This is a genomic window from Saccharothrix xinjiangensis, assembly GCF_039527585.1.
GTDB classification, from domain to species: domain Bacteria; phylum Actinomycetota; class Actinomycetes; order Mycobacteriales; family Pseudonocardiaceae; genus Actinosynnema; species Actinosynnema xinjiangensis.
On the sequence record NZ_BAAAKE010000025.1, the window covers coordinates 146373 to 162183 of the forward strand.

The following is a 15811-nucleotide window of genomic DNA, read 5'->3' on the forward strand; positions in this document are numbered from 1 at the left end:
GCCACGCGTCGACGGGGCGATCAGGCGCGGCTGCGCCCCAACTCGTTGTCGATGAAGGCGAAGATCTCGTCGGTCGACGCGGCGCCGAGGTCGGTCCTCCCGCCGGCGCCGGCGGCCGGTGCGGCGGTCAGCTCCGCCGCGCGCCGACCGCGCGTCCACCGGTCCAGCAGGGCGCGCAGGCGCTCCGCCACCTGTCCCCCGGTCGCCTCCTGCTGCGGGATCGCGGCGAGGGCGGCCTCCAGGCGGTCGAACTCGGCCTGCGCCGGCAGCGCCCGCGCGCCGCCACCGCCGGGCGCCAGCTCCGCCAGCAGGAAGTCCGCCAGCGCCCGCGGGGTGGGGTGGTCGAAGACCAGCGTCGCGGGCAGGGTGAGCCCGGTGGCGACCTTCAGCCGGTTGCGCAGCTCCACGGCGGTCAGCGAGTCGAACCCGAGGTCGCGGAACGCCTCGTCGGTGGGCACCTGCCGGGCGGAGGCGTGGCCGAGCACCGCGGCGGCCTGCTCGCGGACCACCTCGACCAGGAACCGGCCCCGTTCGGCGGGCGACATCGCGGTGAGGCGGTCGACCAGCCCGGACGCCGGTGGCGGCGCCGCGTCGGCTCGCCGCCGGGCCGGGGTTCGGACCAGGCCGCGCAGCAGGGCCGGCACGGCGCCGTCCGGCGCGCGCAGCGCCGCGACGTCCAGCCGCATCGGCAGCACGGCGGGCAGGTCCAGGCCGAGGCAGGTGTCGAACACGGCCATGCCCTGCTCGAAGCCCATCGGCCGCAGGCCGCCCCGGTTCACCCGGCCGCGGTCGGCCGCGCCGAGGTGCCCGGCCATGCCCGGCGCGTCCGGGTCGGCGCTGTCCGCCCACATGCCCCACGCCAGCGACACGGCGGGCAGGCCGAGCGCGTGGCGGTGCGCGGCGAAGGCGTCGAGCCAGGCGTTCGCGGCGGCGTAGGCGCCCTGGCCGCCGCCGCCCAGCGTGCCCGCCGCCGAGGAGAAGACCGCGAACGCGGCGAGGTCCAGGTCCAGCGTCAGCTCGTGCAGGTGCCACACCGCGTCGACCTTCGGCCGCAGCACGGCGTCGACCCGCTCGGGCGTCAGGGAGCCGAGCACGCCGTCGTCCAGCAGGCCGGCCGTGTGGACGACGGCGGTGACCGGGTGTTCGGCGGGCACCGCGGCCAGCACGGCGGCCAGCGCCTCCCGGTCGGCTACGTCGCAGGCCGCCACGGTGGCCTCGGCGCCCAGGTCGGCGAGGTCCGCGACGAGCCGGGGCGTGGTCGGCGCGTCGTGGCCGCGCCGGCTGACGAGCAGCAGGCGCCGCGCGCCGCCGGCGGCCAGGTGGCGGGCGACGTGCCCGGCCAGCATCCCGGACGCGCCCGTCACCACCACCGTCCCGTCGGGGTCGGGCGACCGCGCGGGTTCGGCGGGCGCGGCGGGCACCCGGGCCAGCCTGGCCACCGAGGCGGCGGCGCCGCGCACCGCGACCTGCGGCTCGCCCGCGGCCGTCGCGGCGGCCACCACGCGGGGCAGGTCCGCGGCGGGTTCCCCGTCAAGGCGAGGCAAGTCCGCAGTGGGTTCCCCGTCGAGGTCGACGAGCACGACGCGGTCCGGGTTCTCCGACTGCGCCGAGCGCAGCAGGCCCCACACCGACGCCTGGGCCGCGTCGGGCGCGCCGTCGCCCGGCGCGGTCACGGCGCGCCGGGTCAGCACCACCAGGCGGCCGGTGGCGAAGCGCTCGTCGGCCAGCCACCGCTGGACGTCGCCGAGCACGCGTGCCAGCACCTCGCGCACCGCGCCGGGCACGTCGCCGTCCCCGGTGGCGGCGACGGGCAGCACCACCACGTCGACCGGTTCGCCGTCGTCGGCGAGGTCCGACCAGGAGGGGAACCACCGCGCCGACCCGAGGCCGGGCACGGGCCGGTCCGCGACCACGGCCCAGCGCTCGGTCGCGGGTTCGGGGGCGGTCACCGCCAGCGGCTCCCAGCCCAGCCGGAACAGGCCCCGGTGGTGCCCGCCCGCGGCGGCCGCGGTCGGTGCGGCGGCGATCTCCCGCACCAGCAGCGAGTCCACCGCGACGACCGGGCGGCCCAGCTCGTCGACGGCCGTGACCGACACCGTCTCCTCGCTGGTCAGGTCCATCCGCACGCGCATCGCCCGCGAGCCCTCCGCGAACAGCCGCACGCCCGTCCAGGCGAACGGCAGCCGCAGCGGCTGGTCGTCGGTGCGCGGCTGCCCCGCGATCAGGGCGTGGAACGCGGCGTCGAACAACGCCGGGTGCAGGCCGAACGCGCCCGCGTCGCCGCTCGCCTCGGCGGGCAGCGACACCTCCGCGAACACCTCGCGGCCCCGCACCCACACCGCGCGCAGCCCCTGGAAGATCGGCCCGTAGCCGTAGCCGGCGGCCACGAGCTGCCGGTAGACCTCCTCGGCGGTCACCGCCCGCGCGTCCACCGGCGGCCACACCGCCAGCGCGCCGACGTCGGGCTCGCCGGCCGCCGGGGCCAGCCAGCCGGTCGCGTGGCAGGTCCAGTCCTCGTCCTCCAGCTCGTCACCGGTCGGCACCGGTCGCGCGTAGACGGTCACCCGGCGCTGGCCGTCGTCCAGGGGCGCCGCGATGACGACCTGCACCGCGAACGCGCCCCGCTCGTCGAGCAGCAGCGGCGCCTGGACGGTCAGCTCCTCGACCCGGTCGCAGCCGACCTGCGCGGCGGCCCGGAACGCCAGCTCCACGAACGCCGTGCCGGGCACGATCGTCATGTCGGACACGACGTGGTCGGCCAGCCACGGGTGCGTCGGCAGGGAGATCCGGCCGGTCAGCACCAGCTCACCCGAGTCCGGCAGCGGGATTTCCGCGCCCAGCATCGGGTGCCCCGCGCCGACCAGGCCCATCGAGGCGGCGTCGGCGCTCGCGGCGGCCGGGGCGGGCCAGTACCGCTCGTGCTGGAACGCGTAGGTCGGCAGGTCCGCGACGCGCGCGCCGGCGAACACCGGCGTCCAGTCGACCGCCGCGCCGTGCACGTGGGCCTCCGCCAGCGACAGCAGCACGCGGTCCGCGCCGCCGTCGTCGCGCCGCAGCGTGCCCCAGGTCGCGGCGTCCACGCCGGCGGCGTCCGCCACGTCCTGCACGGACATCACGAGCACGGGGTGCGGGCTGGCCTCCAGCACCAGCCGGTGGCCCGCGGTGAGCGCCGCCAGGGCCGCCCGGTCGAACAGCACGGTGTCGCGCAGGTTCCGGTGCCAGTAGTCGGCGTCGAGGTCGTCGGTGCCGCGCCGGTCACCCGCGACGCAGGAGAAGAAGGGCGTGTCCACGGCGGTGGAGACGACGTCGGCGAGCACGGTCAGCAGCTCGTCGCGGATCAGGTCCACCTGCGCGGAGTGGGCGGCGTAGTCCACCGGGATGCGGCGGGCGGTGACGTCCTGGTCGGTCAGGTGCCGCTGGAGCTCGTCGAGGGCGTCGGGTTCGCCGGAGACCACCACGGCCTGCGGGCCGTTCACCGCCGCGACCGAGATCCGGTCACCCCACGGCTCCAACTGCGGCAGCAGCTCGTCGTGCCCCAGCCGCACCGACATCATCCCGCCCAGGCCGGCGATCCTGACCAGGGCGCGGCTGCGCAACGCGACGACCTTCGCGGCGTCCGCGCGGGACAGCGCGCCGATGGCGCAGGCCGCCGCGATCTCGCCCTGGCTGTGGCCGATGACGGCCGAGGGCTCCACGCCGTAGGAGCGCCACAACGCGGCCAACGACACCATCACCGCGAACAGCACCGGCTGCACCACGTCCACCCGGTCCATGCCCGGCGCGCCCTCGACGCCCCTGAGCACCTCCTCGGGCGACCAGTCCACCCACTCCCGCAGCGCGGCGGAGCAGGCGGCGAACTCCTCCGCGAACACCGGCTCGGTGTCCAGCAACCCGGCCGCCATGCCGACCCACTGCGAACCCTGACCCGGGAACACGAACACCACCCGGTCGTCCGAACCCGCCCGACCCGACACCACGTTCGCCGCGGCCGAACCCCCCGCCAGCGCCGTCAACCCGCGCACCAGCTCGTCCCGGTCCCGACCCACCACCACGGCCCGGTGGTCGAGGACGGACCTGGTCGCCACGAGCGAATACCCGATGTCCACTGTGGACAGATCAGGGTCGTTCCCGACGAACTCCAGCAACCGCGCCGCCTGGGCCCGCAACGCCTGCTCCGTGCGAGCCGACAACACCCACGGCACCGCGATCGGCTCCGATGGCGTGGGACCGGTGTCGGTCGCCCCCTCGGCTTGTTCCAGGATGACGTGCGCGTTCGTGCCGCTGATGCCGAAGGAGGACACGGCGGCCCGGCGCGGCCTGCCGGTCTCCGGCCACGACCGGGACTCGCGCAGCACCTCCACCGCGCCGGAGGACCAGTCCACCTGCGGTGTCGGCTCGTCGACGTGCAGGGTGCGGGGCAGGACCCCCTGCCGCAACGCCATCACCATCTTGATCACACCCGCCACACCCGCGGCGGCCTGCGCGTGACCGATGTTCGACTTGATCGACCCGAGCCAGAGCGGGGTCTCACGCTCTTGCCCGTAGGTGGCCAACAACGCCTGGGCCTCGATCGGATCACCCAACGCCGTGCCCGTGCCATGACCTTCCACGACATCCACATCAGCCGACGACAACCCCGCACCAGCCAACGCCGCACGGATCACCCGCTGCTGCGACGGACCATTCGGCGCCGTCAAACCATTCGACGCACCATCCTGGTTCACCGCCGACCCACGCACCACCGCCAACACCCGACGACCATGACGCACCGCGTCCGACAACCGCTCCAGCAGCACCCAACCGACGCCCTCGGCGACGGCGAAGCCGTCCGCGGCGGCCGAGTAGGCCTTGGAGCGGCCGTCGGCCGACAACGCGCCCTGCTTGCTGAACTCGACGAACTGGGTCGGCGTCGACAGGATCGAGCAGCCGCCGGCCAGCGCCATCGAGCACTCGCCGCGGCGCAGCGACTCGGCCGCCAGGTGCAGCGCCACCAGCGACGACGAGCACGCCGTGTCCACGGTCATCGCCGGGCCCTCCAGGCCGAAGGCGTAGGCGACGCGGCCGGACATCACGCTCGCGCCGACCCCGGTGGCGCGGTAGCCCGCCAGGTCGTCGGAGCTGGCGGCGAGGACCAGCGCGTGGTCCTGGCCGTTGCTGCCGACGAACACGCCGGCGTCGGCGCCCCGCACGGCGGCCGGGTCGAGGCCGGCCCGCTCGAACGCCTCCCACGCGGTCTCCAGCAGCAGCCGCTGCTGCGGGTCCATGGCCAGCGCCTCGCGCGGGTTGATGCCGAAGAAGCCCGCGTCGAACAGGCCCGCCCCGCGCACGAAGCCGCCCGTGCGGACGTAGGAGGTGTCGGGCCGGCCGCGCTCCGGGTCGTACAGCGCGGCGACGTCCCAGCCCCGATCGGCGGGCAGGTCGGTGACGGCGTCGACCTCGTCGGCCACCAGCCGCCACAGGTCCTCCGGCGAGTGGACGTCACCGGGCAGTCGGCAGGCCATGCCGACGATCGCGATCGGCTCGTCGGCCGCGCCGGGCGCCGCGGGTTCGCGCGCGGCGGGGAGGTCCGCGCCGTCCAGCAGCGCCCGCAGGCGCTCGCCGAGCGCGCCCGCCGACGGGTAGTCGAACACCAGCGTCGCGGGCAGCGGCAGGCCGGTCGCGGCCCGCAGGCGGTTGCGCAGCTCCACGGCGGTGATCGAGGCGAACCCGAGTTCGCGGAACGGCTGCCGCGGCGGCACCGCGGCGGCGTCGGCGTAGCCGAGCACGACGGCGGCCTCGGTGCGCACCAGGTCCACCAGGGCCCTGGTGCGCTCGGCCGCGGGCAGCCCGGCCAGCCGCCGCGCCAGCCCGGTCGCCGCGCCCGACGCGGCCACGTCGACCGTGCGGCGGTTCGGGGCGGTGACGAGGTTGCGGAGCAGGGGCGGCACGTCGCCGCGCGGCACGGGCCGCATCGCGACCAGGACCGGTTCCGCGCCGAGCACGGCCGCGTCGAGCAGGACCAGCTCGTCCCCGACCGGGGGCCCGTCCGGGTCCCAGGCCAGCACGAGGGCGGGCGACCCGGCGGCCCGGCGACCGCGGACCACGGCCTCGGCGACCGCGTCCGCCACGCCGTCACCCGGAGCGCCGAGCAGGCCCGCGGTGGAGGAGAACAGCACGAACGCCGACAGGTCCCGGTCGCGGGTCGCCGCGTCCAGGGCGGCCGGTGCGCCGGGAGCGGTGTCGTCGCCGGGCACGTGCAGCACGGCGGTGAGCGGGGCGTCGGCGGGCAGGTCGGCCAGCAGGTCGTCGAGCGCGGGCGCGTCGGCGGTGGCGGGGTCCCAGTCGACGGCGACCACCTCGCCGGGCAGGTCGACGGCCGCCGCGCCGGGGCCGGCCAGCACGACGCGCCGCGCGCCGCGGTCGAGCAGGTGCGCCACCAGCGGCGCGGTGACCGGGGTGGGCGGGCCGCACACCAGCACGGTGCCGGCCCACGGCGCGGTGGTGCTCGGACCCGCGGCAGCCGGCCCGGCGGTGTCGAGTCCGGCGGCATCCGGCCCGGCGGTGTCGAGCCCGGCGGTGTCGAGCCCGGCGGGGACCCGGACCAAGCGCGGGACCGACGCCGCGCCACCGTGCACGGAGACCACCGGCTCACCGGCCGCGAAGGCCGCGCCGAGCACGTCGGGCAGCGCGTCGAACGACTCCGCCGCCCCGTCGGTGTCCACCAGGAGCACGCGGTCGGGGTGCCGCGCCTGCACCGAGCGCATCAGGCCGCCCACGGCGGCGTGGGCGGGGTCGGGCGCGGGCGCGGTGGCGTCCGTGGTGAGGACGACCAGGCGTCCGGTGCGCGCGCCGGCCAGCCAGTCGTCGACGAACGCGGTCACCTCCGCGGTGGCCGCCTCCGCCGTCCCGGCCGGGCCCACCTGGAGCACCAGCACCGGCGGTTCGCCGTCCACCAGGAACTCCGACAGCTCGGCCCGCTCGCGCACGACCGGGGCCGCCACGGGTTCGGCGTGCCCGAGGGCCAGGGGTTCCCGGTCCGGCCGCAGCAGCGACCGGCGGGGCGCCGCGGCCCGGCGGTGCGCGGTCGGGTCCACCTCGCGCACGAGCACGGTCCCGGCGGTGACGACGGGATCGCCGCCCTGGTCGGCGGCCAGCAGCGACAGGGAGCCGTCGGCGCGCAGCGCCAGCCGCACCCGCAGCCGGGTCGCACCGGCCGCGAGCAGGCGCGCGTCGGACCAGGAGAACAGCATCGCGGGTGGCCGGTCCTCGTCGGCGGACACCGCGAGCAGGGCGTGGAACGCCGCGTCCAGCAGGGCCGGGTGGAGCCCGAACCCGCCGACGTCCGCGTGACCCGGCTCCGGCAGCTCCACCTCGGCGAAGACCTCGTCGCCCCGCCGCCACACCGCCCGCAGCCCCTGGAACAGCGGGCCGTAGCCGAAGCCCTCGTCCGCCAGCCGCTCGTAGAGGCCGTCCAGGTCAACCGACCGCGCCCGGGTGGGCGGCCACTGCCGCAGGTCCGCCTCGGGCCGGTCGGACCCGGCGCCCAGCCGGCCGGTCGCGTGGCACGTCCACGGCTCACCGGCCCGGCCGCCGTCGGTCCGGTCGTCGGCCTGGTCGTCGGGCCGGGAGTAGATCGCGATCGACCGCCGCCCGTCGTGCGGCCCGCCGACGAACACCTGCACCGAGACGCCGCCGTGCTCGGGCAGCAGCAGCGGGGCCTGCACGGTCAGCTCGTCCACGGAGCCCGCGCCGACCAGGTCGCCCGCGCGGAACGCCAGCTCCAGGTAGGCGGTGCCGGGCACGAGCGCGGCGCCGAACACGGCGTGCTCGGCCAGCCACGGGTGGGTCCGCCGGGACAGCCTGCTCGTCAGCAGCACGCCGTCCGCGCCGGGCAGCGCGGTCTCCGCGTCCACCAGCGGGTGCCGCCCCGGCGCCAGGCCGAGCGACGAGGCGTCGGTCGCGCGCGGCGCGGGCTGGAGGCGGTACCGGTCGTGCTGGAAGGCGTAGGTGGGCAGGGTCGTGGTCCGGGGCGCGGCGCCGGCGAACAGCGGGGAGAAGTCGACGCGGACGCCGTGCGCGTACGCATGCGCCAAGGCGCGCACGAACCGGTCCCGGCCGCCTTCGCCGCGCCGCAGCGTCGGGCACACCACCGCGGGCACGCCGCTGTGCTCGGCGATGTCCTGGAGGCCCATGGCCAGCACCGGGTGGGGGCTGATCTCCAGCAGCAGCCGGTAGCCGTGGTCGAGCACGGCGCGCGCGCCGTCGGCGAACCGCACGGTGTCGCGGACGTTGCGGTACCAGTGGTCCACGTCCAGGTCGGCGGTGTCCAGGCGGGTGCCGGTGACGGTCGAGAAGAACGGCACCGGGCTCGGCCGCGCGGACAGCGTCGTCAGGACGTCGAGCAGGTCGTCGCGGATCTGGTCGATGTGCGCCGAGTGGCCGGCCACGTCGGTGGGCAGGTCCCGCACGCCGATGCCGTCGGCGGCCAGCTCGGCGCGCACCCGGTCCAGCGCCTCGCGCTCACCGGACAGCACCACGGCGGCCGGCCCGTTGACGGCGGCGACCGAGATCCGGTCGCCGTACCGCGCGATGCGCGGCAGCAGCTCGGCGACGCCCGAGCGGACCGACACCATCGCGCCCGCGCCGCCCAGGCTCTCCTGGAGCGCGGCGCGCACCGCGACCACGTGCGCCGCGTCCTCGCGCGACACCGCGCCGGCCACGCACGCCGCCACGATCTCGCCCTGGCTGTGGCCGATGACGGCGGAGGGCTCCACGCCGTAGGAGCGCCACAGCGCGGCCAGCGACAGCGTCACCGCGAACAGCACCACCTGCGTCACGTCGACCCCGTCGAGGTCCGGCGCGCCGGGCGCCTGGCGCAGCACGTCGGTCGGCGACCAGTCGACCCACTGCGTGAAGGCCCGCTCGCAAGCCAGGAACTCCTCGCGGAACACCGGTTCGGCGTCGAGCAGCTCCACCGCCATGCCGGGCCACTGCGACCCGTAGCCGGGGAAGACGAACACGGCCTTGTCGCCGTGCTCGGCGACGCCCTCGACCACGGCGGCCGACGACTCACCCGCGGCGAGGGCGGCCAGGCCGGCCACCAGCTCGCCGCGGTCGCCACCCAGCACCACCGCGCGGTGTCGGAAGGCGGTGCGGGTGGTAATCAGGGAGTGGGCGACGTCCAGCGCGGTCGCGCCGGGGTTGGCCTCGACGAAGGCCAGCAGCCTCCGGGCCTGTTCCCGCAGCGCGCCCTCCGTCCGGCCCGACACCACCCAGGGCAGCAGTCCGACCGGGGCCGCCCCGGGGTCGTGCCCCGGCACGTCGGCCTGTTGGTGCTCCGCGTCGCCGTCTGACCCGTCCCCCGGTTCCCGGACCTCGGGGGCCTGCTCCAGGACCAGGTGCGCGTTGGTGCCGCTGACGCCGAAGGAGGACACGGCCGCGCGGCGGGGCGCGCCCGTCACCGGCCACGGCGTCGGCTCGCGCAGCACCCGCACCGCGCCCGCCGACCAGTCCACCGCGGTCGTGGGCCGGTCCGCGTGCAGCGTCCGGGGCAGCAGCCCGTGCCGCATCGCCAGCACCAGCTTGATCACGCCGGCGACCCCGGCGGCGGCCTGGGTGTGGCCGATGTTCGACTTCAGCGACCCCAGCCACAGCGGCCGGTCCGCGGCACGGCCGCGCCCGTAGGTGGCCTGGAGCGCCTGGATCTCGATCGGGTCGCCCAGCGCGGTGCCGGTGCCGTGCCCCTCCACGGCGTCCACCTGGTCGGGGGTGAGGCCCGCGTCGTCGAGCGCGGCCAGCACGACCCGCTGCTGCGCGGGCCCGTTCGGCGCGGTCAGGCCGTTGGACGCGCCGTCCTGGTTGACCGCCGACCCGGTGATCAGCGCCAGCACCTCGTGGCCGTTGCGCCGCGCGTCGGACAGCTTCTCCAGCAGCAGCCAGCCGACGCCCTCACCCCAGCCGGTGCCGTCCGCGCCCTCGGCGAACGCCCGGCACCGGCCGTCCGAGGCCAGCGCGCCCTGCTGGCCCGCCTCCACGAACATGGCGGGCGTGGCCATCAGCGCCACGCCGCCCGCCAGCGCCAGCGAGCACTCGCCCCGGCGCAGCGAGAGCGCCGCCAGGTGGATCGACACCAGCGACGACGAGCAGGCGGTGTCGACGGTGAGCGCCGGACCGCTCAGGCCCAGGGAGTAGGCGACGCGGCCGGAGAGCACGCTCGCCGTCGCGCCCGTCACGCCGTAGCCGGCGACGTCCTCACCGGCGTTCGCCAGGACGATCACGTGGTCCTGGTTGTTGCTGCCGACGAACACGCCGGTGCGGGTACCGCGCAGCGAGGTCGGGTCGATGCCCGCGCGTTCGACGGCCTCCCAGCCGGTCTCCAGCAGCAGGCGCTGCTGGGGGTCCATCGCCAGCGCCTCGCGCGGGCTGATGCCGAAGAAACCGGCGTCGAACCGGTCCGCGCCGGGCAGGAACCCGCCCTCGCGCACGCTGGAGATCCCGGACAGCAGGTCGAGGTCCCAGCCGCGGTCGTCGGGGAAGCCGGTGATCGCGTCCGCGCCCTCGGCGACCAGCCGCCAGAGGTCCTCCGGCGCGCCGACCCCGCCGGGCAGGCGGCACGCCATGCCGATGATCGCGACGGGCTCGTGCTCGGCCTCCTCGACCTCGCGGAGCCGCTCCTGGGTGGCGTGGAGGTCCGCGGTGACGAGCTTGAGGTAGTGGAGGAGGGTTTCTTCTTCCGCCATGGGGAGAACCAGTCCTTCTTCCGGCTGGGTGGGGCGGGCCCCGGGGTGCGGTCAGGTCCTGCTGCGGCGGCCGAGGGTCGAGTCGACGAGGGCGAGGATCCCGTCGGCGTCGGCCGCCGCGACGTCTTGGGCGAACCGGCTGCCGCGGTCGGCCCGGCCGGTGCCGGTCCACGCCGCGAGCAGGCGGCGGAGCCGTTCGGCGACCTGCCGGTCCACGGCCTCGTCGCGCTGCTGCGCGGCCAGCACGGCCTCCAGCCGGTCCAGTTCCGCCAGCGCCGGTGGCGGCGCGGGGTCCGCGTCGACGAGCGCCGCGGCGAGGAACCCGGCCAGTTCGCGGGAACTGGGGTGGTCGAACACCGCGGTCGCGGGCAGCACGAGCCCGGTGGCGGTCTGGAGCCGGTTGCGCAGCTCCACCGAGGTCAGGGAGTCGAACCCGAGGGCGCGGAACGCCTCGTCCGGCTCGACCAGGTGCGCCGAGGCGTGGCCGAGCACGGCGGCGGCCTCCGCCCGGACCAGTTCGAGCAGCACGTGCTCGGCCTCGTCCGCGCCGCGGCCCGCGAGCCGCTCGGCCAGGGGCCTTCGCGACGCGGTGGTGTTGTCGGCCGTCCGGGGCGGGCGCGCGCCGGCGAACGCCCGCAGCACGGCCGGGAGGTCGGGCGCGCGGCGCAACCCGGCCACGTCCAACCGGATCGGCACGATCACCGGGTCGTCCCGCTCCAGGGCCGCCGACCACAGCGCGAGGCCGTCGTCCGACGACAGCGGCAGCGCGCCCGAGCGCCGCGCCCGCGCCACGTCGGCGTCCGCGAGCCGCGCGGTCATGCCGCCCTCGGCGTCCCAGGGACCCCAGGCCGGCGCGAGGCCCGCGAAACCCTCGGCGCGGCGTGCGCCGACCAGGGCTTCGACGGCGGCGTTGGCCGCGTTGTAGGCGCTCTGCCCGGCCGAGCCGAGCACTGCGGACGCGGAGGAGAACACCGCGAACAGCGCCAGGTCGCGGTCCCGGGTCAGCTCGTGCAGGTGCCAGGCGCCGTCCACCTTGGCCCGCAGCACCTCGCGCAGGCGCGGGGCCGTCATCGATTCGACCGGCCCGTCGTCGAGCACGCCCGCCGCGTGGACGACACCGGTCAGCGGCGCGTCGGCGGGCACCTCCGCGAGCGCGGCGCGCACCGCTCCCCGATCGGCCACGTCGGCGGCCACGACCGTGACACCCGCACCCGCCCGCTCCAGGTCGGCCACCAGCTCCGCGGGCGCGGGCCGCCTGCTCAGCAGCACCAGGTGGCGCGTGCCCCGGTCGGCGAGGTCGCGGGCGACCAGGCCGCCGAGCCGCCCGGACGCGCCGGTGACCAGCACCGTGCCGTCCGGGTCGGGTCGGCGCGGCACCCGCAGCACGACCTTGCCCACGTGCCGGGCCTGCGAGATGAACCGGAACGCCTCCGGCGCCCGCCGCACGTCCCAGGTCCGCACCGGCAACGGCGCCAGCGCGCCCGACTCGAACAGCGCCATCAGTTCCCGCAGCAGCTCCTGGACGCGGTCCACGCCGGCCTCCAGCAGCTGGAACGCCCGGTAGGACACCCCGGGGCGCCGCGCGGCCACCTCGTCGGCGTCCCGCACGTCGGCGAGCCCCATCTCGACGAACCGGCCGCCGGGCGGCAGCAACCCCAGCGACGCCTCGACGAACTCGCCGGTCAGGGAGTTGAGCACCACGTCGACCCGCCGGAACCGGTCGGCGAACCCCGTGTCCCGGGAGGAGGCGAGGTGCGCGTCGTCGACGCCGAGCGCGCGCACGGCGTCCCACTTGCCGGGTCCGGCGGTGGCGAACACCTCGGCGCCCAGGTGCCGGGCGACCTGCACGGCGGCCATGCCCACGCCACCGGCCGCCGCGTGCACCAGCACCGACTGCCCGGCGCGCAGCCCGCCGAGGTCGCGCAGCCCGTACAGGGCCGTGAGGAACACCATCGGCACGCTCGCGGCGCGGTCGAACGACCAGTCGTCGGGCATCGGTACGAGGGTCCGGTGGTCGGTCACCGCGAGCGGCCCGAAACCGCGGGTCAGCAGGCCGAGGACCCGGTCGCCCGGCGCCAGGCCGGTGACCCCGGCCCCGACCTCGACGACCACGCCGGCGCCCTCGGCGCCCAGGCTCGGCCGCCCCGGGTACACGCCGAGCGCCATGAGCACGTCCCGGAAGTTCACCCCGGCGGCGCGCACCTCCACCCGCACCTCGTCGGGCCCCAGCGGGGCCACCGCCTCCGGGGCGGCGACGGCGGCCAGGGCGTCCAGCGAACCGGGCGCGTCGACGTCCAGCCGCCACGGCCCCTCGGGCACCGGCAGCAGGTCGGCGGGCGCGCGCGTCAACCGAGGCACCACCGCCTCGCCGGCCCGCACCGCGACCTGCGGTTCACCGGCCTCGACCGCCGCCGCGACGGCTGCCGCGACCCCGGCGGGCACGACCCCGGCCTCGTCGTCCGCCTCGTCGCCCGTCACGTCGACGAGCAGCAGCCGGCCCGGGTGCTCGGTCTGCGCCGAGCGCACCAGGCCCACCACCGCCGCCGCGACCGGGTCGGGCACCTCGCCGTGGTGGACGGGGACCGCGCGTTCGGTCAGCACCACCAGCCTGGAGGCGGCGAACCCGGGATCGGCGAGGAACGCCCGCACCTGCTCCAGCACCGCCGTCGCGCAGGCGTGCAGGGCCTCGATCCCCTCGCCCCGCGCCCGCACGGGCAGCAGCACCGGGGCATCCCCCGGCGGTTCGTCGAGACGCCCCCACCGCGAAGGGCCGGCGGGTCCGAGCGGCAGCGGGACCCAGTCCACGCGGTACAGGGGCAGGTCGGTGGCCGGCCCGCCCCGGGGCGCTTCACGGGAGACCAGCGAGCGGGCCGAGAACACCGGGCTGCCCGCGCCGTCCACGGCGGTCACCGACACGGTGTCCGCGCCGGTCCGCGTCAACCGCACCAGCAGGCTCGACGCGCCGGAGGCCGACAGGCGGGCGTCGCTCCAGGAGAACGGCAGCCGGACCGCGTCGGGGTCGGCGGCCACGACGACCGCGTGCAGCGCGGCGTCGAGCAGGGCGGGGTGCAGCCCGAACCCGTCCGGCGCGGCGCCGTGGCCCGGCTCGACGCGGGCGAAGAGGTCCGCGCCCCGTTGCCAGACCTCGCGCAAGCCCTGGAACGCGGGCCCGTAGGCGTAGCCCGAGTCGGCCAGGCGCTCGTAGTCCACGGCCACCGGGTGGGCGTCGGGCGGCGGCCACGTCAGGGGTTCGGTGGGCGCCACCGGTCCATCGGCCACGAGCGCACCCGTGGCGTGGCACGTCCAGCCGGCCGCGTCCGGGCCGCCGGGACCGCCCGGGTCCCCGAGGTCTTCGGGGCTTTCGGGTCGCGAGTGCACGGTCACCCGGCGCGCGCCGTGCTCGTCCGGCGCGTCCACGACCACCTGCACCGCCACCCCGCCCCGCTCGGGCAGCGGCAGCGGGGACTGGAGGGTCAGCTCCCGCACGTGCGGGACGCCCAGCCGCTGCCCGGCGTGGCAGGCCAGTTCGAGGAACGCGGTGCCCGGCACGATCAGCGCGTCCGCCACCACGTGGTCCGCCAGCCAGGGGTGGTCGCGCAGCGACAGCCGCCCGGTCAGCAGGGTCGCCCCGCTCGCGGGCACGGTGCTCTCGGCCCGCAACAGCGGGTGCGGGGAAGGCAGGAGACCGGCGGCGGAGACGTCACCGAGCGCGACGTCGGAGTCCAGCCAGTACGGGTCCCGCTGGAAGGCGTAGGTGGGCAGGTCGGCGGCACGGCAGCCGGCCGCCTCGATCCCGAGCACGGCGCCCCACTCGACCCCGACGCCGCGCACCCACAGCCGGGCCAGGCCCTCGACCAGGGATTCGGCCTCGTCGGCGGACCTGAGCAGGGGCACCCACTCCCCTTCGCCCACGGCGGACAGGACCCCGCCCGCACCGCACTCCACGAACGTCGTGACGCCCTTGTCCCGCAGGACGTCCACGCCATCGGCGAAGCGCACGCAGTCGCGCACGTGCCGGACCCAGTAGTCGACCGAGCGGACCTCGTCACCGGCCAGGCCACCCGACACCATCGAGACGAGGGGGATGCCGATCCCACCGAACTCCACACCGGCCAACGTGGCGGCGAAGTCGTCCAGCATCGGCTCCATCAGCACCGAGTGGAACGCGTGTGACACGTCCAAGCGGCGGTGACGGCAGTCCAGCTCCCCGACCGCCTCCAGCACCGCGTCCTCAGCGCCGGACAGCACCACCGAACGCGAACCGTTCACCGCAGCCACATCAACACCGGCCGCGACCTCACGTGCCCGTTCCTCGGACACCTCCACCGCGACCATCACGCCACCAGGCGGCAATGCCTGCATCAACCGAGCCCGCGCCTCGATCAACCGACACGCAGCCGACAACGACAACACCCCGGACACATGGGCGGCAACCACTTCACCGACCGAATGACCACCCACGAAGTCCGGCCGCAGTCCCCACGACTCCACCAGCCGGAACAACCCGACCTCGACCGCGAACACCGCCAACTGAGCCGAACCCGTCTCCCGCAACAGATCACCGTCACCGACCAACCGCCAGAGGTCGTCCGGGCTCATCCCCCACTCGCGACAGACCTCGTCCACCGCCTGGGCGAACACCGGGAACGAGCTGTAGAGCTGCCGACCCATCCCCACGCGCTGCGAACCCTGACCCGAGAACACCACCGCCACACCACCGGCGACGACCGAGCCGGACACCACCTCGGCCGAACCGCACACCACCGCACGCGACCCGAACACCGACCGCGACAACAACCCCGCCGCCACATCAACCGACGACACGTCCGGATGCGACTCCACCCACGACCGCAACCGGTCCACCTGCTCAAGCACCGCACCGTCCGAACGGCCCGACAGCACCCACGGCACCACCGGCGAGATCGACTCCCGGAGCGGCGCGGGTTCGTCCGCCGGAACCTGCTCCAACACCACGTGGGCGTTGGTCCCGCTGATGCCGAACGACGACACCGCCGCCCGCCTCGGCCGCCCCACCTCAGGCCACGGCACCGCCTCGGTCAACACCCGGACAGCGCCCGACGACCAGTCGACCC

Annotated in this window: 2 protein-coding genes; both read right to left on the reverse strand. The window is 76.6% G+C overall.

Annotated elements, in window-relative coordinates; translation table 11 throughout:
- Positions 1-20: 20 nt before the first annotated feature.
- Positions 21-10730 carry an SDR family NAD(P)-dependent oxidoreductase gene (locus ABD223_RS34295; RefSeq protein ID WP_380647004.1) on the reverse strand — a complete coding sequence of 3570 codons (10710 nt, stop codon included), beginning with the start codon at positions 10728-10730 and terminating at the stop codon, positions 21-23.
- 39 nt (positions 10731-10769) lie between these two features.
- The coding region (locus ABD223_RS34300) for an SDR family NAD(P)-dependent oxidoreductase (RefSeq protein WP_344040884.1) at positions 10770-15811 on the reverse strand (5042 nt) is incomplete at its 5' end.